The sequence below is a fragment of the Marmoricola sp. Leaf446 genome, assembly GCF_001424755.1.
GTDB lineage: Bacteria > Actinomycetota > Actinomycetes > Propionibacteriales > Nocardioidaceae > Marmoricola.
Window position 1 is genome coordinate 223,598 of record NZ_LMRF01000002.1, and the last position, 15,870, is coordinate 239,467.

Here is a 15,870-nt window from a genome sequence, read left to right on the forward strand (position 1 = left end):
TCCCTGGTCACGGCTCCCGGGGCAAGTCAGGGGCCAGTCGCTTGACCAGCATCGACACCAGGTGGCCGCCCGACTCCCGCTGACCGACCTCGGCGTAGCCCCGGGCCCGGTGGAAGGCCAGCGACGGCTCGTTGGGCGGGTCGAGGTTGACCTCCAGCGCCATCACCGGCCGGCCGCAGCGGGCCTCGACGTCGTCGTAGAGCAGGGTCGCCAGCCCCCGCCGCCGGAAGTCCTCGTGGACGACGACGCGGTCGAGGTAGGCGAGGTCGTCGTAGCGCGCGGAGAACCAGCCGAAGTTCTCCCCGTCGTACGCCGACCCGCTGGCGTAGGTCAGCACGAACCCGGCGAACGCCCCGTCGGCGTCGAGCACCAGCGCCCGGTCGGCCCACCCCACCAGCTCGACCAGCCGGGGAGCGTCGAGCGGGGCGGTCAGCTCGACGTGGCGCTCGTTGAGGCCGAGCACGTCGTCGTGGTCGGCGGGCTCGATCGGGCGCAGCCGGGTGGTCACGAGAGGTACTCCACCCCGGTCGCCGCCTCGGCCAGCTCCCACAGCCGCGACCGGGCGTCGCGGTCGCGGGCGCGCTGCGGCGGGTTGACGATGCGGGCGGCGCCGTTGAGGCCGAGCGGCCCGCCGGGGCCGACCACGGTCGACCCGGGCAGGTCGGCGGTCGCCGCCATCAGCGCCGGCCACGGGGCGAGCTCGCTGCGCTGCTCGACCGCGCCCAGCGCCGCGCGCAGGATCCCGGGTCCGCGCCGGGCGCGCTGCGTCAGCGCCTGCGCCTGACCGCCCTCGCCGAGCACGCCGGAGGCGTCGAGCCCGGCCACGGCCGCGAGGCTGTCGAGCGTGGTCAGCCCGTGCTGCCGGGCCCGCGTGTCGAGCTCGAGGGCGAACATCAGCGCGGCCAGGGCCGCCTCGGCAGGAGCCGCCCACGCCGTACGCCGCCGCAGCTGGTCGTCGCCCGCGTCCGGAGCACCCTCGGGGCCGGTCGGCACCTCGCGCGCGAGCCGGTGCGCCGGCGAGACGACCGTGACCACCCGGGCGCGGGTGGCCCCGCGCAGCCGTGGCAGCAGCAGCCCGGTCAGCGCGAACGGGCCGAGGAACCGCGCGGTGAGCGCGGGATCGAGGTCGTCGGCCGCCCGGGCGACCGACCGGGGCCGGGCGCCCTCGTCCAGGACGAGCAGGTCGAGCGGCCCGTCGGGCCCGGCCAGCACCGTGCCCGCCGCGTCGCGCACGGAGTCGAGGTCGGCCAGGTCGAGACGCACCGCGACCGGCCGGGGAGCACCCTCCGCGTCGAGGGTGCGGACCAGGTCGGCGAGGGCGTCGAGGTCACGGTCGGCGACCACCAGCGTGGCGCCGTGGCGGGCCAGCGTCATCGCGACCTCGCGGCCGGTGCCCGTGGTCGCGCCGGTGACCAGGGCACGACGCCCGGTCAGGTCGGGGACGTCGTCGGGGGTCCAGCCGTCGCCGCGGGGGCTCACGGCGTCACCGCCAGCGAGGCCAGCAGCCGCTCCCCGGTCGCGACGTCGCCCTCGACGCGGGCCTGCACCTGGTCGGGTCCCCGGCGTCCGGCGCCGAGGACGACGAGGTCCTCGGCGGACAGGGTCACGGTCGTGGTCGCCGGGTCCGCGTCGGTGCCGGGCACGGCGCGGCCGTCCTGGCCGACGACGAGGGTCCAGCGACGGCCGGCGTCGGGCACGACCACCCGCACGGTGCTGCCCGGGGACGGGGCGACCCGCTTGCCCACGACCATCGGCAGGCCCGAGCCGAGCACGTCGAGGGTGTGGGCGGCGGCGGGGGAGTCGTAGCCGCCGGGGCGGCCCACGGCGCGGCGTACGTCCTGGTCGTGGAGCCAGACGTCGAAGGGTCGGTTGCGCAGCAGCAGCCCGGTCGGCCAGCCCTGGTCGGCGGGCGTACGCGGCGCCGGGGCGGACGCGTCGGTCGGCGGGTCGGCGCGGAGCGCGGCGAGGCGGGTGGCGACGGCCTGCTCGAGCTCGTCGGCGAGCTCGGCCAGGGTGCGTCCGCGTCGGGCCAGCACGCCCTGCTCGGTGTAGCGGCTGGTCGGGCTGGTCAGGTGGGCGGCGTCGGGCACCTCGACGGTGTCCTCGGGGGCGCCGGCCAGCACCGCCTCGAGGTGCGTGGTGTGGGCGACGTTGGCGTGCACGTCCCAGCCGGGCAGGTCGGTGGGCAGCGAGCCCTGCGCCTCGTCGAGGCTGCGGACCAGGACGAGGAAGTCCGCGCAAGCCCGCTGCCAGGTCTCCACCAGCCGCCACAGCGCGGGATTGGGGGCAGCCGGCGGGTGAGGTGACATGGGGTCAAGATACGCAGTCGGCGCGGCCCGTGACGCACCTCGGCCCGCCCACCCGGGAGGGTGGACGGGCCGGTGCGTGCGGTGGGCCGGTCAGTAGCGGCGGTCGTCGAGACGGCGCTCCTCGACCCGGGTGGTGGTGCGGCTGCGCTGGGCGTTCATCACCAGCGCGAGCACGATCGCCAGGGCGCCGACGATGATGAAGATCCAGCCGAGGGTGTTGGTGTCGACCACGTTGTTGACGGCGTCGATGGTGATGACGTCGAAGGCGAGGATGAGTCCGACCAGCAGCAGGACGACTCCGAGTCCGATTCCCATGACGTGCTCCTTCGTGAGGGTCGCGGGCCGGGGCGGCCGCACGGGGCTGTGCAGAAGTGTGCCCCAACCGGGCCGCTCCATGCGTGGAAGCGACGAACCCGGCCCCCAGGGTGGGAGGGGCCGGGTCCGGTGGCGCGGTGGTGCTGCCTAGAAGGCGGCCTCGTCGAGGTCCATCAGCGACAGGTCGGTGCCCTCGGCGATGGCGAGCTCGGAGCTGGTCCGGGGCAGGTTGTGCTGCGCGAAGAACTGCGCGGCCGCGACCTTGCCCTCGTAGAACGCCTTGTCCTTGGCCGAGACCTCGCCGCCCAGCTTCTGCAGGGCCACGTCGGCACCCTTGAGCAGCAGCCAGGCGCAGACGACGTCGCCGAGCACCATCAGCAGGCGGGAGGTGTTGAGGCCCACCTTGTAGATGTTGCGGATGTCGCCGCCCTCGGCCGACTCGTCGGCGCTCATCAGGGTGTTGATCATCAGCCCGACCAGGGCCTGGGCGTCCTGGAGCGACTGCGCCAGCAGCGCCCGCTCGTTCTTGAGCCGGCCGTTGCCCGCCTCGCTGGTCAGGAACGCCTCGATCTCGCCGGCGAGGTGGCCGAGGGCCTGCGCCTGGTCCTTGACGATCTTGCGGAAGAAGAAGTCCTGGCCCTGGATCGCCGTGGTGCCCTCGTAGAGGGTGTCGATCTTGGCGTCCCGGACGTACTGCTCGATGGGGTACTCCTGCAGGAAGCCCGACCCGCCGAAGGTCTGCAGCGACTCGGTGCCCAGCAGGGTCCAGGAGCGCTCGGAGCCGTAGCCCTTGACGATCGGCAGCAGCAGGTCGTTGACCCGCATCGCCAGCTCGTCGGTCTCGCCGCGGTGCTCGGCCAGCTGCACCCGGTCCTGCCACGAGGCGGTGTAGAGCACGAGCGAGCGCATCGCCTCGGAGAAGGACTTCTGCACCATCAGCGAGCGGCGTACGTCGGGGTGGTGGGTGATCGTGACGCGCGGAGCCGTCTTGTCGGCCGCCCGGGTGAGGTCGGCGCCCTGGACGCGGGTCTTGGCGAACTCCAGCGCGTTGAGGTAGCCGGTCGAGAGCGTCGCAATGGCCTTGGAGCCGACCATCATGCGGGCGTTCTCGATGACCTGGAACATCTGCGCGATGCCGTTGTGCACCTCGCCGAGCAGCCAGCCACGGGCGGGCTCGCCGCCGCCGACCGACGGGTCGCCGAAGGTGACCTCGCAGGTGTTGGAGACCTTGATGCCCATCTTGTGCTCGACGTTGGTGACGTAGACGCCGTTGCGCTCGCCGGTCAGCTCGCCGGTCTCCACGTCGAAGTGCGTCTTGGGCACGATGAAGAGGCTCAGGCCCTTGGTGCCGGGGCCGCCGACGCCGTCGACGCCCGCGGGGCGGGCCAGCACGAGGTGGATGATGTTCTCGGTCAGGTCGCTCTCGGCCGAGGTGATGAAGCGCTTGACCCCGGTGATGTTCCAGGTGCCGTCCTCGTTGGGGGTGGCCTTGGCGCGACCGGCGCCGACGTCGGAGCCGGCGTCGGGCTCGGTGAGCACCATCGTGGTGTGCCACTGGCGGTCCACGATGTGCTGGGCGATCTGCTTGTCGCGGTCGTTGCCGTTGCGGTGCACGATGCCCGCGAAGGCCGGGCCGGCGCCGTACATCCAGATCGGGGCGTTGGCGCCGAGCACCATCTCGCCCAGGGCCCAGATCAGGCTCGCGGGGGCGGGGGTGCCGCCGAGCTCCTCGCTCAGCTGCAGCCGCCAGTACTCCGCGTCGCGCCACGCCTCGTAGCTCTTCTTGAAGCTGGCCGGCACGGGGGCGGTGTGGGTCGCGGGGTCGAAGACCGGCGGGTTGCGGTCGCTGTCCTCGTACGACGCGGCGAGGTCCTCGCGAGCCAGCCGCTCGACCTCGCCGAGGATCGACCGGGCGGTCTCGCCGTCGATCGCCTCGAACGGGCCCTGTCCCAGGACCTCGTCCCGGCCGAGCACCTCGAAGAGGTTGAACTCGATGTCCCGCATGTTGGTCTTGTAGTGGCTCATGGGCCCACCCATCTCGTCTCGGTGCCCGGTCGCGGGCGTCCTACTGCTGAGTTCTACCGCTCAGTAACTTGAGTATCCGTCGTCCGGGACGGCCACGCAAGCGCAACCGCCGAATGTGTCCGGGCCGACTTTCGCCCGTCCTGGTGGGCGAAACTCCTCGCAGACAGCGCGGGGAGAGCCCCGAGGTACGGCCCCGGAGGACGGCGCGCGGCAAGACGACCTACTCGATCAGCTCGGGTAAGCCGAGCGTTCTGCCAGACTTGCGACCATGCGCGTCTCCGCCAAGGCCGACTACGCCCTCCGGGCACTCATCGAGATCGCCAACCGTGACGACGGGCGGCCGGTGAGCGCGGAGGAGCTGGGACGACTCCAGGAGATCCCGCACGGGTTCCTGCAGGCGATCCTGGCCGACATGCGCCGGGCCGGCATCGTGGTCAGCCAGCGCGGCCAGTCCGGCGGTTGGCGGCTCGCCGCACGCCCGGCCGACGTCACCGTCGCCGACGTGATCCGCGCCGTCGACGGTCCCCTGGTCAGCGTCTACGGCCTGCGGCCCGAGGCCGTGCAGTACAACGAGTCGGCCCAGATCCTCCAGCACGCCTGGATCGCGGCCCGGAGCGCGCTGCGCGAGGTGTTCGAGAACGTCACCATCGAGGCGCTCGCCACCCGCACGCTGCCGCCCGAGGTCGAGGCGCGCACCACCGACGAGGACGCCTGGCAGCCGCACTAGGTGCGCGCTTTTCATCAATTCTGACGATGCCCCGAGGGGGTCGTCGCGACGAACCTTGGACCCGTCGCCGCAGTGCTCGCGAGGAGTGGCGGGACGCAGGGGGAACCCCCGCTCATCCGAGGAGACATCATGAAGAAGCTCATCGTCGTGCCCGTGGTGGCCGTTGTCGCGGCCGTCGGTGCCGCCTCCGCCGCCGGTTTCGCTGGTGGCGTCAGCGCGAACCCGGTGCAGACGGGGACGACCGACAAGCTCACCTGCGCGAGCAGCGCGAAGGTCGTCGAGTGGGGTTTCCGCGACGATCTCGCGGTGCCCACCGTGGACACGGCCCTGGTGAAGCTCACGGGTGCGCAGTGCTCGGACCAGGCCGTCACGGTCCTGTGGACCAACGAGGACGGGTCGGCCAAGGTGCAGAACGGTAGCAACGTCCGCGCCTCGGGCCGGGTCCCCGCGCAGAGCGCCGGCAACCAGTACGTCCGCCTGTCGTTCAACCAGGCGTTCCCGGCCGAGGACCTGACCGCGGTGCGCGTCAGCATCGACCCCGGCTTCGAGAACCAGGCCTACGGCACCCGCCGCAACTAGCAGCATCCTGGGGCGGCGGCGCGTCCACGACGTGCCGCCGCCCCGTCCGGCCCCTCCTACACCTGCGAGTGTCGATGTCGATCGTGCGCCTGATCCGTGGTCAGCTGACGAACCTTGGCGTAGTCGCGTTGCTCGGGGTGTGGTTCTTCACCCTGGCGCCCACCGTCATCGGGGGGCCGGCGGCATACATCGAGGTGTCGGGCCACAGCATGGACGGCACCTACGCGACCGGTGACCTGGTCGTGACCCGAAAGCAGGACACCTACGAGGTCGGCGACATCGTCACCTTCGAGGTCGCGGGTGGTGGCCGGGTCATCCACCGCATCATCGGCGGCGATGGAGTTCGTGGCTACACGATGCAAGGCGACAACAACCCGACCCCGGACCCGTGGCAACCGACCGATGACGAGGTCGTCGGGGCCTCGTGGCTCTACCTTCCACAGAAGGCCTGGGTCCTCCACCTTCCGCAGCATCCCTGGTTCCCGGGGGTCGCAGCCGGATTGGCCACGCTGCTGGTCCTGGGCTGGGACAGCCGTCCCCGCCGCAAGGACCAGGAGCAGGTCGACTCCTGCGACCGGCCGACGCCCGACCCGGCGTCGATCACCGTGCCTGCCCCCGACGACCGCGACCTGGTGCTCGTGGCGACAGGCGTCCACCCGGTCATCCCGACCCAGCGCACCGGCGACCACGCCGAGCTCGGGCGACCGTCTCCCTCCGCCCTGCGGCCCACCGGTCGCCGCGTCCCGGCCCCGCGCACTGCGGCTCCCAGGGGCGTGCTGCGACCGACCGGCCGTCGCGTCGCACCCCCGCCGCCGCGCAAGGTGCTCGTCCCGTGAGGCGGCTCTGGGCGGCGTTCACCCTCGCCGCAGTGCTGGTCGGGCTGCTGGCGCTCCCGGCGGCGCTGACGTCCGGAAGCGCGGCCCGGTTGATCGTCTCCGCCGCCCCGCTGCAGGTGTGGTCGATGCCGGTCCACCTCGCGCTCCCCGACGTCGACGAGGACGACCAGGACGAGCAGGACGAGCAGGACGACGACGACCAGGGCGTCGGGCAGCCCGGTCCGGGCAACCAGCCCGGACCACCCGGCCAGCCGAACGGCCAGCTCAACGGGCAGCCGAACGGGCAGCCGAACGGGCAGCCGGGCAACAGCCACCCGAACGGGCAGCCGGGAAACGGGCAGCCGGGCAGCTCGGGTCCCCAGCCCGGAAAGGGCCAGACGGGTGGCGGCAAGGCGGGGAGCAACGCGCCGAGCCCGGCCCCGACGCAGACGGCCACCACGGCACCGGAGGTCGCGGGTGCGGCCGAGGAGACCACGGTCCCCACGACGGTTCCCTGACGGACCTCCACCGTTCACCGCGCGGACGCGTAGCACCCCCAGGCTCGGAGCCATGGCACGACGCAGGCTGGTCTGGCACCTCGGGCTGCCCCACGCGGCACGGCCCGTCATCCCCGCGACCCTTGAGCACCACGCCGACGCGCTCGGCGAGGCCGGCGTCCGGGTCGTCGCGACCCGCGACGAGGCCGGGCTCGCGACGCACGAGCTGCTGCGCACCCACCGCGACGCCGACCTCGCCCGACGCGACGTCGAGGGCCGCTGGGCGCGGATCTGCGACCGGGTCTGGGAGCACCGCGGCACCAGCGTCGTCTCCACCCCCGACCTCGGCGCCGCCGACAAGGACCAGCTGCGCCTCGCCCTCGACCCGCTGATCGGCGTCGAGGTGCACCTGGTGCTCACCCTCGACGCGTTCTCCGCGCAGCTCTACGGCGCCTGGCTCGCCGAGCTGCGACGGGGCTCGGGCACCGGGTGGGAGAAGTACGCCGCCCGCGTGCTCGCCCACGCCACCGGCGGCGCCCGCGAGCACCGGCAGGGCGAGGACTACTGGGCCGGCCACGAGCTCGGCTCGCTCGTGGCGCGCTGGGCGTGGACGCTGCACCACGACCGGGTCCACGTGGTCGCCGACCGCGACCCGGCGCGCCAGTGGGCGGGCGTGGTCCGTGAGCTGCGCCTCGACGAGGAGGTCGCCGCCCGGCTGCCCGTCCGCGTCCCGTCGTACGCCGATCCGGCCGGCGTTGCGGTGCTGCGTCGCGTAAACCGCCAGCTCGACGCGCCGCTCGCCCGGGCGAGCACGGGGCTCTTCGTGCCCGACGCCTCGGACGCCCGCGCGGACGCGGAGGCCGCCGCCATGCCGACCGTGGCGACCGACACGCTCGCCCCGCTGGTGGAGCGGTGGCGAACCACGCTCGAGGCGGGCGGCTACGACCTCCAGGGCGACCTGCTCGGCCTCCTCGAATCCGGCGAGCCCACCACGCTCCCGAGCGCCCGCGACCAGCTCGCCGTCGCCGTCGACGCCCTGGGCGACGCCCTCGGCGACAACACCACCCTCCGGGCGCGGGTCAGCGTGCTGGAGACCGAGGTCGAGCGCCTCGACCGCAAGCGCCGCAAGTGGAAGCGGCGGGCGACCCGGGACGAGTAGCCGGGTCGCCGGCTGGGCCGGCTGTCCCGCCGGTCGAGACGACCCGACCCGCCCCCTCAGCCCAGCACGCCGACGCGGGCGGTGAGCCACTCCACGAGGGGGCGGAGGCGGCGCCAGTCCTCGCGGACGTGGTCGAGGAGCTCGGGAGTGTGCACGAACGGCTCGAAGCCGTAGTGGCGGCCGACGAAGAGCGACTTGTGGCGCAGCAGGTCGATGCGGGGGTGGTCGGCCGACCAGCCGCGCGGCGTGGTCTTGAGCCGCTCGCCACCGACCTCGAAACCCTCGGAGGTCAGCCGCTGCAGGAGGCGCTCGAGCTCGCGGCCGGAGTGGTCGGCGTCGATGGCGGCGCGGATCCGGGCGAGGTCGGGGCCGTCGGCGCGGTAGGAGCCGGCGCCGACCCGGACGCCGGGGGCGGCGACCTGGACGTACCACCCGGTGGCCGGGGCCGTGCTGACGATCGCCCCCTGGTGCTCCTTGTAGGGCGTCTTGTCCTTGGAGAAGCGCACGTCGCGGTAGGGGCGGTAGACCTTGGCCGGGCCGAACTCGGGCGCCAGCGCCTCGGTGAGCGCGAGCATCGGGGCGCGGACGTGGTCGGCGTACGCCTGCTTGTGCGCCTCCCAGAACGACCGCGTGTTGTCGAGCTCGAGGTCGTCGTAGAAGTCGAGCGCGGCGGGCGGGAACCCCGCGAACGCGCCGGTGGGACCGGCTGCCGGGGAGGAGGACATGGAGCGGATGACGAGACTCGAACTCGCGACATCGACCTTGGGAAGGTCGCGCTCTACCAACTGAGCTACATCCGCGTGGTCGTCGCCGTGGTGGAGCGGGCGACGCCAGCGCCGAGGTTACCCGACGCGGTCGGTGCGCGGCAGCACCGGTGCGAGGGTCGGGCGCCGCGGGGCCAGCCCGTCGCCCGAGGAGCGACCGGTGAGGCGGCGGTGCACCCACGGGACGAGGAACTCCCGGGTCCAGCGGGCGTCCTCGCGCAGCTGCTCGCGGCGCGACAGCGACAGCGCGACGAACGGCTCGGGCGGCGGCACGGCGTGGGCGACGTCGAGCTCGGCGAGCACCGCCCGCGCGATCGCGTCGTGGCCGCGGGCGTTGAGGTGCATCCGGTCGCTGTCCATCAGCTCGTTCACCGGCTGGTCGCGCATCCGCCACATGTCGACGAGGTCGGTGCCGTGGCGGTCGCTGATCTCGCGGACGTGCTCGTTGAAGACCGCCATCCGGCCGCGCAGCGCGCCGTAGATCCCCGACCCGCCCGGGTCCCAGATGGTGAAGACGACCACCCGGGCGCCGGTGGCGGCGAGACGCCCCACCCCCTCGTCGTACGCCGCGGCGAGGGCGTCGAGGTCGACCCGCGGGCGCAGCACGTCGTTGGCTCCGGCGTGGACCGTCACCAGGTCGGGGGCGAGCGCCAGCGCGGGCTCGAGCTGCTCGTCGAGGATCGGCAGCAGCTTGCGGCCGCGGATGGCCAGGTTGGCGTAGCCGAAGCCGGTGCCGGCGTCGCGGGCCCGGTCCTCGAGGACCTCCGCGACGCGGTCGGCCCAGCCGCGCAGGCCCGCGGGACGGTCGGGATCGGGGTCGCCGACGCCCTCGGTGAACGAGTCGCCCAGGGCGACGTACCGCTGGAACGTCATGCGCTCAGATCTGGGTGCGGTGGAAGTTGGCGAACGACTTCGAGGGCGTCGGGCCGCGCTGGCCCTGGTAGCGCGAGCCGTACTTCGCCGAGCCGTAGGGGTGCTCCGCGGGCGAGGAGAGCCGGAAGAAGCACAGCTGGCCGATCTTCATGCCGGGGTAGAGCTTGATCGGCAGCGTCGCGACGTTGGCCAGCTCGAGCGTGACGTGGCCGCTGAAGCCGGGGTCCACGAAGCCGGCCGTGGCGTGGGTGAGCAGGCCCAGGCGGCCCAGCGACGACTTGCCCTCGACCCGCGCGGCGACGTCGTCGGGCAGCGAGACCGTCTCGTAGGTCGACCCCAGCACGAACTCGCCCGGGTGCAGGATGAACGGCTCGTCGCCCTCGGCCACGACCTCGCGGGTCAGGTCGGACTGGTCGGCCGCCGGGTCGATGTGCGGGTAGCGGTGGTTCTCGAAGACGCGGAAGAAGCGGTCGAGCCGGAAGTCGATGCTCGAGGGCTGGATCATCGCCGCGTCGTACGGGTCGAGCGCGATCCGTCCCAGGTCGATCTCGGCGAGGATGTCGCGGTCGGAGAGCAGCACGGGCGCCAACCTAACCCAGCCGGGTCGGGGGCACCCCTTGCGTCCGGGGGTCGCGGTCAGGTTAGGGTGCCCTAAGTAAGCCAAGGCTTACCTATCCCACCCATCTTCCCCGAAGGACACCTGATGACGCGACTGCGGCACCTCGCCCTGGCCGCCGGTCTCGGAGCGCTCGCCCTCACCGGCTGCTCGACCGGCTCGACCGAGGACGGCGGCGACGCCGCGGCCTCCAGCAGCACCACGAAGGCCGACGCCGGGGCCTACCCCGTGACGATCGAGCACGCCCTCGGCGAGACCACGATCACCGAGGAGCCCACGCGCGTGGCCACCCTCGGCTGGGCCGACCAGGACGTCGCCGTCTCGCTGGGCGTCGTCCCCGTGGGCGCGACCAAGCTGACCTGGGGCGGCAACGAGACCGGCAGCTCGGACTGGTTCGACGCCGCCGTGGCGGACCTCGGCGCCGAGGCTCCGGTGCGGTACGACGACGCCGACGGCGCGCCGATCGAGGAGGTCGCCCAGACGCGACCCGACCTGATCCTCGCCACCAACTCGGGCATCACCGAGCAGGAGTACGAGAAGCTCTCCAAGATCGCCCCGGTCGTGGCCTACCCCGAGGCCCCCTGGACCACGCCGTGGCAGTCCTCGCTGGAGACCGTCGGCCAGGCGCTCGGCCGCACCTCGCAGGCCGAGGAGGTCGCCGCCGAGACCGAGGACCGGATCGAGCAGGCCAAGCAGGACAACCCCGCGCTGCAGGGTGCCTCGATGATCTTCGGCTACCTCGCCACCACCGACCTCTCGACCGTCGGCATCTACGCGCCGCAGGACCCGCGGGTCTCGTTCATGCACGACCTCGGCCTCGAGGACGCCCCGGCGGTCGCGGAGGCGATCAAGCCCGGCGAGTTCTACAGCACCGTCTCGGCCGAGCGGGCCCCCGAGCTGGACTCCGACGTGTTCCTGACCTGGGCGGAGACGCCGGAGGACATGGAGAAGTTCACGCAGGACAAGCTCGTCGGCAAGCTGCCCGCCATCGCCGAGGGTCGCGCCTACGCCGAGTCGGACAAGCAGGTCGCGATGGCGGTCACCAACCCGACGCCGCTGTCGATCCCGTTCGTCATCGACGAGTTCGTGCCCGAGGTCAGCAAGGCCGTCCAGGGCTCGTGAGCACCGCCACCAGCACCCCCGTCACCCCCTCGGGACGCCTCGCGCGGCCCGCGGGGGTGCGGCGCGCGTCCGCGGTCACCGCCGTCGCGGTGCTGGTGGTGGCGCTGCTCGTGGCCGCCGTCGCCTCGGTGCTGCTGGGCGCCCGCTGGATCGGGCCCACCTCGCTGCTCGACCCGACGAGCCCGACGCACGAGATCGCCGCGGTCCGGCTCGACCGCACCCTGCTCGGGCTCGCCGTCGGCGGGGCGCTCGGCCTGGTCGGCGCGCTGATGCAGGGCCTGACCCGCAACCCGCTCGCCGACCCCGGCGTGCTCGGCGTCAACGCGGGCGCCTCGCTGGCCATGGTGGTCGCGATCTCGGTGATGGGCGTCTCCGACATGCGGGCCTACGTCTGGTGGGCCTTCGCCGGCGCGGCGATCGCCCTGGTGCTGGTGCACGCCATCGCCTCGGTCGGCCGCGACGGCGCCACCCCGGTCAAGGTCGCGATCGCCGGCGCCGCGCTCACCGCCGCCGTCACCAGCTGGGTCTCCGGACTGCTGCTCGTCGACCGCAAGACCGTCGAGTCGTTCCGGCTCTGGCAGGTCGGCACCGTGGCCGGGCGCGGCGACGAGGTGCTGCTGATCGGGCTGCCGTTCCTGCTCGTCGGGGCCGTGCTCGGCCTGGCCTGCGCCCGGACGCTCAACGCGCTGGCCCTCGGCGACGACCTCGCCCGTGGGCTGGGTCGCCACGTGGTCCGCGACCGGCTCGTCGTCGGCGTGGCCACGGTGCTGCTCGCCGGGTCGGCCGTCGCGCTGGCCGGCCCGATCGCCTTCGTCGGGCTGATCGTGCCGCACGGCGTACGCGCCCTGGTGGGTCCTGACTACCGGCTGGTGCTGCCGCTGAGCCTCGGCTTCGGCGCGGTGCTGGTCGTCGCCGCCGACACCGTCGGCCGGCTGGTGCTGCCGCCCGGCGAGGTCCAGGTGGGCATCATGAGCGCCGTCGTCGGCGTCCCTGTCTTCCTGCACCTCGTCCGTCGCGGCCGGATCGGCGCGCTGTGAGCGGCCGGGTGGGTGGGCTGACCCGTGCGGTCGCGCCCCCCGGCGGCGTGGTCCGAGACGAAGAGCACCGTCCCGGGCCGACCGATGGTGCCTCTCGTCTCGGAGCATCCCGACCTGGGGCCGCTCGCTCGTCGACGGCCGACCCGCGTGAGGTCGTACGCCGCGCCCGCCGGCGGCCGCAGCGGCGTACGCGTCTCGTGGTGGCGTTGCTGTCCGCCCTGCTGGTGACCGTCTTCCTGGTGCGGATCACGCTGGGCGACTTCGTCGTCACGCTGCCCGACGTGGTGCGGATCGTGACCGGCACCGAGATCCCCGGGGCGTCGTACATCCTGATGGAGAGCAAGCTGCCGCGCGCCGTGCTCGGCGTGCTGGTCGGGCTGGCGTTCGGGGTCGGCGGCGCGATCTTCCAGACCACGTTGCGCAACCCGCTCGCCAGCCCCGACGTGGTCGGCGTGAGCGTCGGCGCCAGCACGGCCGCGGTGTTCACCATCGTGGTGCTCGACCAGCGCGGCGTCGCGCTGGCCGCCGCGGCGGTCCTCGGCGCCGTCGGCGTCGCGGTCGGGGTCCGGCTGCTGGTCGGGGCCCACGCCGGCACCCGGCTGGTGCTGGTCGGGGTGGCGCTGAGCGCAGGGCTCTACTCGGCCGTGCAGTACCTCTTCACCCGCGCCGACGAGTGGGACACCCAGATCGTGCTGCAGTGGCTGATCGGGAGCCTCAACCGGGTCGACTGGCCGACCATCCAGGTGCTCTCGCTGCTCCTGCTCGTCGTGGTGCCGGTGCTGGTGGTGCTCTCGCGCTCGGCCCGGGCCTCCGAGCTCGGCGACGACGCCGCCGCCGGGCTCGGGGTGCCCCCGCGACGGGCCGACCTGCTGCTCCTCGTCGCCGTGCTGCTCGTCGGCGTCGGCGTGGCCGCGGCCGGCCCGATCTCGTTCGTGGCGTTCCTGGCCGGGCCGATCGCCCGGTCCCTCAACGGCGGCCGCACCACGCTGCTCGGCGCCGGGCTCGTCGGCGCGATCATCGTGGTCGCGGCCGACCACGTCGCGGCGTACGCCGTGCCGGACGTGAACTTCCCCGTCGGCGTGGTCACCGGCGCCGTCGGCGCCCCCTTCCTGCTGTGGCTGCTCGCCACCGGACGCACCTCCCGGAGGTCCTGATGCCCGACCTGCCCGCCCTGCCCGACCGGTCCCGGACGGCCGGGGCCCGGCTGCGCACCGAGCGCGTGACGCTGGGGTACGGCGACCGCGCGGTCGTCACCGACCTCACCACCGCCGTCCCCGACGGCAAGGTCACCGTCATCGTCGGCGCCAACGCCTGCGGCAAGTCGACGCTGCTGCGCGGGATGGCCAGGCTGCTCAGGCCGACCGGGGGATCGGTGCTGCTCGACGGCGAGGCGATCGCGTCGCTGCCCTCGCGCCAGGTCGCCCGCACCCTCGGCCTGCTGCCGCAGGACCCCGTCACGCCCGAGGGCGTCAGCGTCGTCGACCTGGTGGGGCGCGGCCGCCACCCCCACCAGGGTGCGCTGCGCCGCTGGTCGGCGGCCGACGAGGACGCCGTCGCCGAGGCGCTGCGGCTGACCGACACCCTCGACCTGGCCGAGCGGCTCGTCGACGAGCTCTCCGGTGGCCAGCGCCAGCGGGTGTGGATCGCGATGGCGCTGGCCCAGCAGACCGAGCTGCTGCTGCTCGACGAGCCCACGACGTACCTCGACGTGGCCCACCAGGTCGAGGTGCTCGACCTCCTCGCCGAGCTCAACGAGGCGCGCAGCACGACCGTGGTGATGGTGCTGCACGACCTCAACCTCGCGGCGAGGTACGCCGACCACCTCGTCGCCATGCGCGCCGGTCGCATCGTCGCCGCCGGCACGCCCGCCGAGGTGATCACCGAGCCGTGCGTCAGCGAGGTCTTCGGCATGGCCTGCCGCGTCGTGCCCGACCCCGTCACCGGCACCCCCATGGTCGTCCCGCTGGGGCGCGCCGCCCGCCACCGGACCCAGGAGGTCCCCGCATGAGCCCGACCACCACCGCCGCGTCGCCCGTCCTGCCGCTGGTGCTCACCGAGGTCGAGGCCGTCGAGGTCACCCGGCTGTCCCCGTCCTTCGTCCGGGTCGTCTTCGCCGGCGACCAGCTCGCCGACATGGGGGTCGACGGCCCGTGGCTGGACCAGCGCATCAAGCTGGTGCTGCCCGAGGAGCACGGCACGCTGCCCTCGCTCGAGGGCGTCGGGGAGGACTGGTACGCCGACTGGCGCGCGCTCCCGCCGCCGCAGCGCGGCCACATGCGCACCTACACCGTCCGCGAGCTGGAGGGGTACGGCGCCGACACCCGCCTCGTCGTCGACTTCGTGGTCCACGAGGACGGCCTCGCCGGGCCCGGTGCCGGCTGGGCGCTGCGGGCCCGACCGGGGATGCGCGTGGTGCTGCTGGCCCCGCGGCGCGGCGTGCCGTTCGGCGGCATCGAGTTCACCCCGGGCGAGGCCACCTCGCTGCTGCTCGTGGGCGACGAGACCGCCGTCCCGGCCGTCGCCGGCATCCTGGCCGGCCTGGGCTGCGGCGCGTCCGGCACGGTCTTCCTCGAGGTGCCCGACGCCCTCGACATCCAGGACCTGCCCGCCCCCACCGGCGTCGAGGTCCGCTGGCTGGTCCGTGGCCACCGCGACGTGGGCAGCCGGCTGGTGCCGGCGGTGCGGGAGTGCCTCGGGCTGCCGGCGTCGGCGCCGGGCGCCGACCCGGCGGTCGTCGAGGTCGACCCCGAGCTGTGGGAGACCCCGGCGTACTCCAGCTCCGGCGAGGAGGTCGCCGGCCGCGCGACCAACCCCACCTCCGGCCCCCTCGACGGCGTCTTCGCCTGGATCGCCGGCGAGTCCACGATGGTCACCCGCCTACGCCGCGCGCTGGTCCAGGAGGTCGGCGTCGACCGCCGCCAGGTCGCCTTCATGGGCTACTGGCGGCGGGGGGTGGCGATGCAGTCGTAGGGGTTGGTTGGCGGGGTGGCGGCAGGCGGGGCAGTTTCACCGGCCAGCCGGTGAAACTGCCC

At 73.8% G+C, this 15,870-nt stretch carries 18 protein-coding genes and 1 tRNA gene; 10 read left to right on the forward strand and 9 right to left on the reverse strand.

The features are described from left to right. Window positions 1-7: 7 nt before the first annotated feature. The 5 genes from ASG49_RS18905 to ASG49_RS09115 form a co-directional block, all read right to left on the reverse strand. A complete protein-coding gene (locus ASG49_RS18905; RefSeq protein ID WP_056540533.1) occupies window positions 8-508 on the reverse strand; it encodes a GNAT family N-acetyltransferase in 501 nt (166 codons plus the stop codon). Then, window positions 505-1,479 (reverse strand): SDR family NAD(P)-dependent oxidoreductase, encoded by a 975-nt coding sequence (locus tag ASG49_RS09100; RefSeq protein ID WP_056540536.1) that lies wholly within the window; start codon window positions 1,477-1,479, stop codon window positions 505-507. Before ASG49_RS09100 ends, ASG49_RS18905 begins: the two co-directional genes overlap by 4 nt. Further along, entirely contained in the window at window positions 1,476-2,309 is an 834-nt protein-coding gene (locus ASG49_RS09105) for a maleylpyruvate isomerase family mycothiol-dependent enzyme (protein ID WP_082533972.1), read from the reverse strand. The genes ASG49_RS09100 and ASG49_RS09105 overlap by 4 nt, the downstream gene beginning before the upstream one ends. A 90-nt stretch (window positions 2,310-2,399) precedes the next feature. After that, entirely contained in the window at window positions 2,400-2,624 is a 225-nt protein-coding gene (locus ASG49_RS09110) for a DUF6458 family protein (protein WP_056540541.1), read from the reverse strand. 147 nt (window positions 2,625-2,771) lie between these two features. Continuing rightward, complete coding sequence (locus ASG49_RS09115) at window positions 2,772-4,649, reverse strand: acyl-CoA dehydrogenase (RefSeq protein ID WP_056540543.1); 1,878 nt, start codon at window positions 4,647-4,649, stop codon at window positions 2,772-2,774. Between the two features lie 268 nt (window positions 4,650-4,917). On the opposite strand from ASG49_RS09115, the gene ASG49_RS09120 reads away from it, so the two are divergent. The 5 genes from ASG49_RS09120 to ASG49_RS09140 all read left to right on the forward strand — a co-directional run bounded on the left by ASG49_RS09120 (window position 4,918) and on the right by ASG49_RS09140 (window position 8,426). Continuing rightward, window positions 4,918-5,376 carry an Rrf2 family transcriptional regulator gene (locus tag ASG49_RS09120; protein ID WP_056540546.1) on the forward strand — a complete coding sequence of 153 codons (459 nt, stop codon included), beginning with the start codon at window positions 4,918-4,920 and terminating at the stop codon, window positions 5,374-5,376. Window positions 5,377-5,505: 129 nt separating this feature from the next. Further along, on the forward strand, window positions 5,506-5,955 hold the full coding sequence (locus ASG49_RS09125; RefSeq protein ID WP_056540549.1) for a hypothetical protein: 450 nt from the start codon (window positions 5,506-5,508) through the stop codon (window positions 5,953-5,955). Between the two features lie 74 nt (window positions 5,956-6,029). Continuing rightward, a complete protein-coding gene (locus tag ASG49_RS09130; RefSeq protein ID WP_156384258.1) occupies window positions 6,030-6,791 on the forward strand; it encodes a signal peptidase I in 762 nt (253 codons plus the stop codon). Continuing rightward, entirely contained in the window at window positions 6,788-7,288 is a 501-nt protein-coding gene (locus ASG49_RS18575; protein WP_056540554.1) for a hypothetical protein, read from the forward strand. Before ASG49_RS09130 ends, ASG49_RS18575 begins: the two co-directional genes overlap by 4 nt. A gap of 52 nt (window positions 7,289-7,340) precedes the next feature. Further along, window positions 7,341-8,426, forward strand: coding sequence for a hypothetical protein (locus tag ASG49_RS09140; protein ID WP_056540557.1), 1,086 nt, complete (start codon window positions 7,341-7,343; stop codon window positions 8,424-8,426). Window positions 8,427-8,482: 56 nt separating this feature from the next. Here ASG49_RS09140 and ASG49_RS09145 read toward each other — a convergent pair whose 3' ends face one another. The 4 genes from ASG49_RS09145 to dcd all read right to left on the reverse strand — a co-directional run bounded on the left by ASG49_RS09145 (window position 8,483) and on the right by dcd (window position 10,643). Further along, on the reverse strand, window positions 8,483-9,151 hold the full coding sequence (locus ASG49_RS09145) for a DUF2461 domain-containing protein (RefSeq protein ID WP_056540558.1): 669 nt from the start codon (window positions 9,149-9,151) through the stop codon (window positions 8,483-8,485). Then, window positions 9,151-9,226: transfer RNA gene (locus tag ASG49_RS09150), tRNA-Gly, on the reverse strand. The genes ASG49_RS09145 and ASG49_RS09150 overlap by 1 nt, the downstream gene beginning before the upstream one ends. Window positions 9,227-9,268: 42 nt before the next feature. Then, a complete protein-coding gene (locus ASG49_RS09155; RefSeq protein WP_056540561.1) occupies window positions 9,269-10,063 on the reverse strand; it encodes an SGNH/GDSL hydrolase family protein in 795 nt (264 codons plus the stop codon). A 4-nt stretch (window positions 10,064-10,067) separates the two neighbouring features. Next, window positions 10,068-10,643, reverse strand: coding sequence for a dCTP deaminase (gene dcd / locus ASG49_RS09160; RefSeq protein WP_056540563.1), 576 nt, complete (start codon window positions 10,641-10,643; stop codon window positions 10,068-10,070). A gap of 123 nt (window positions 10,644-10,766) precedes the next feature. Between dcd and ASG49_RS09165 the strand changes: the two genes are divergently transcribed. From ASG49_RS09165 to ASG49_RS09185, 5 genes are all read left to right on the forward strand, one after another. Beyond that, window positions 10,767-11,801 (forward strand): iron-siderophore ABC transporter substrate-binding protein, encoded by a 1,035-nt coding sequence (locus ASG49_RS09165; RefSeq protein ID WP_082533974.1) that lies wholly within the window; start codon window positions 10,767-10,769, stop codon window positions 11,799-11,801. Then, entirely contained in the window at window positions 11,798-12,838 is a 1,041-nt protein-coding gene (locus tag ASG49_RS09170) for an iron ABC transporter permease (protein WP_235561993.1), read from the forward strand. Before ASG49_RS09165 ends, ASG49_RS09170 begins: the two co-directional genes overlap by 4 nt. A gap of 200 nt (window positions 12,839-13,038) precedes the next feature. Then, entirely contained in the window at window positions 13,039-13,992 is a 954-nt protein-coding gene (locus ASG49_RS09175) for an iron chelate uptake ABC transporter family permease subunit (protein ID WP_235561994.1), read from the forward strand. Then, window positions 13,992-14,846, forward strand: a complete 855-nt coding sequence (locus ASG49_RS09180) for an ABC transporter ATP-binding protein (RefSeq protein ID WP_056540571.1) — start codon at window positions 13,992-13,994, stop codon at window positions 14,844-14,846. Before ASG49_RS09175 ends, ASG49_RS09180 begins: the two co-directional genes overlap by 1 nt. Further along, window positions 14,843-15,808: a siderophore-interacting protein gene (locus tag ASG49_RS09185; protein ID WP_056540574.1), complete on the forward strand. Its 966-nt coding sequence runs from the start codon at window positions 14,843-14,845 to the stop codon at window positions 15,806-15,808. The genes ASG49_RS09180 and ASG49_RS09185 overlap by 4 nt, the downstream gene beginning before the upstream one ends. Window positions 15,809-15,870 lie beyond the last annotated feature (62 nt).

Bases quoted from the DNA above. Each gene is read 5' to 3' on its own strand.
- ASG49_RS09105 (WP_082533972.1), bottom strand. From the start codon at position 2,309: ATGTCACCTCACCCGCCGGCTGCCCCCAATCCCGCGCTGTGGCGGCTG.
- ASG49_RS09110 (WP_056540541.1), bottom strand. From the start codon at position 2,624: ATGGGAATCGGACTCGGAGTCGTCCTGCTGCTGGTCGGACTCATCCTC.
- ASG49_RS09115 (WP_056540543.1), bottom strand. From the start codon at position 4,649: ATGAGCCACTACAAGACCAACATGCGGGACATCGAGTTCAACCTCTTC.
- ASG49_RS09120 (WP_056540546.1), top strand. From the start codon at position 4,918: ATGCGCGTCTCCGCCAAGGCCGACTACGCCCTCCGGGCACTCATCGAG.
- ASG49_RS09125 (WP_056540549.1), top strand. From the start codon at position 5,506: ATGAAGAAGCTCATCGTCGTGCCCGTGGTGGCCGTTGTCGCGGCCGTC.
- ASG49_RS09130 (WP_156384258.1), top strand. From the start codon at position 6,030: ATGTCGATCGTGCGCCTGATCCGTGGTCAGCTGACGAACCTTGGCGTA.
- ASG49_RS09140 (WP_056540557.1), top strand. From the start codon at position 7,341: ATGGCACGACGCAGGCTGGTCTGGCACCTCGGGCTGCCCCACGCGGCA.
- ASG49_RS09145 (WP_056540558.1), bottom strand. From the start codon at position 9,151: ATGTCCTCCTCCCCGGCAGCCGGTCCCACCGGCGCGTTCGCGGGGTTC.
- ASG49_RS09155 (WP_056540561.1), bottom strand. From the start codon at position 10,063: ATGACGTTCCAGCGGTACGTCGCCCTGGGCGACTCGTTCACCGAGGGC.
- ASG49_RS09165 (WP_082533974.1), top strand. From the start codon at position 10,767: ATGACGCGACTGCGGCACCTCGCCCTGGCCGCCGGTCTCGGAGCGCTC.
- ASG49_RS09180 (WP_056540571.1), top strand. From the start codon at position 13,992: ATGCCCGACCTGCCCGCCCTGCCCGACCGGTCCCGGACGGCCGGGGCC.
- ASG49_RS09185 (WP_056540574.1), top strand. From the start codon at position 14,843: ATGAGCCCGACCACCACCGCCGCGTCGCCCGTCCTGCCGCTGGTGCTC.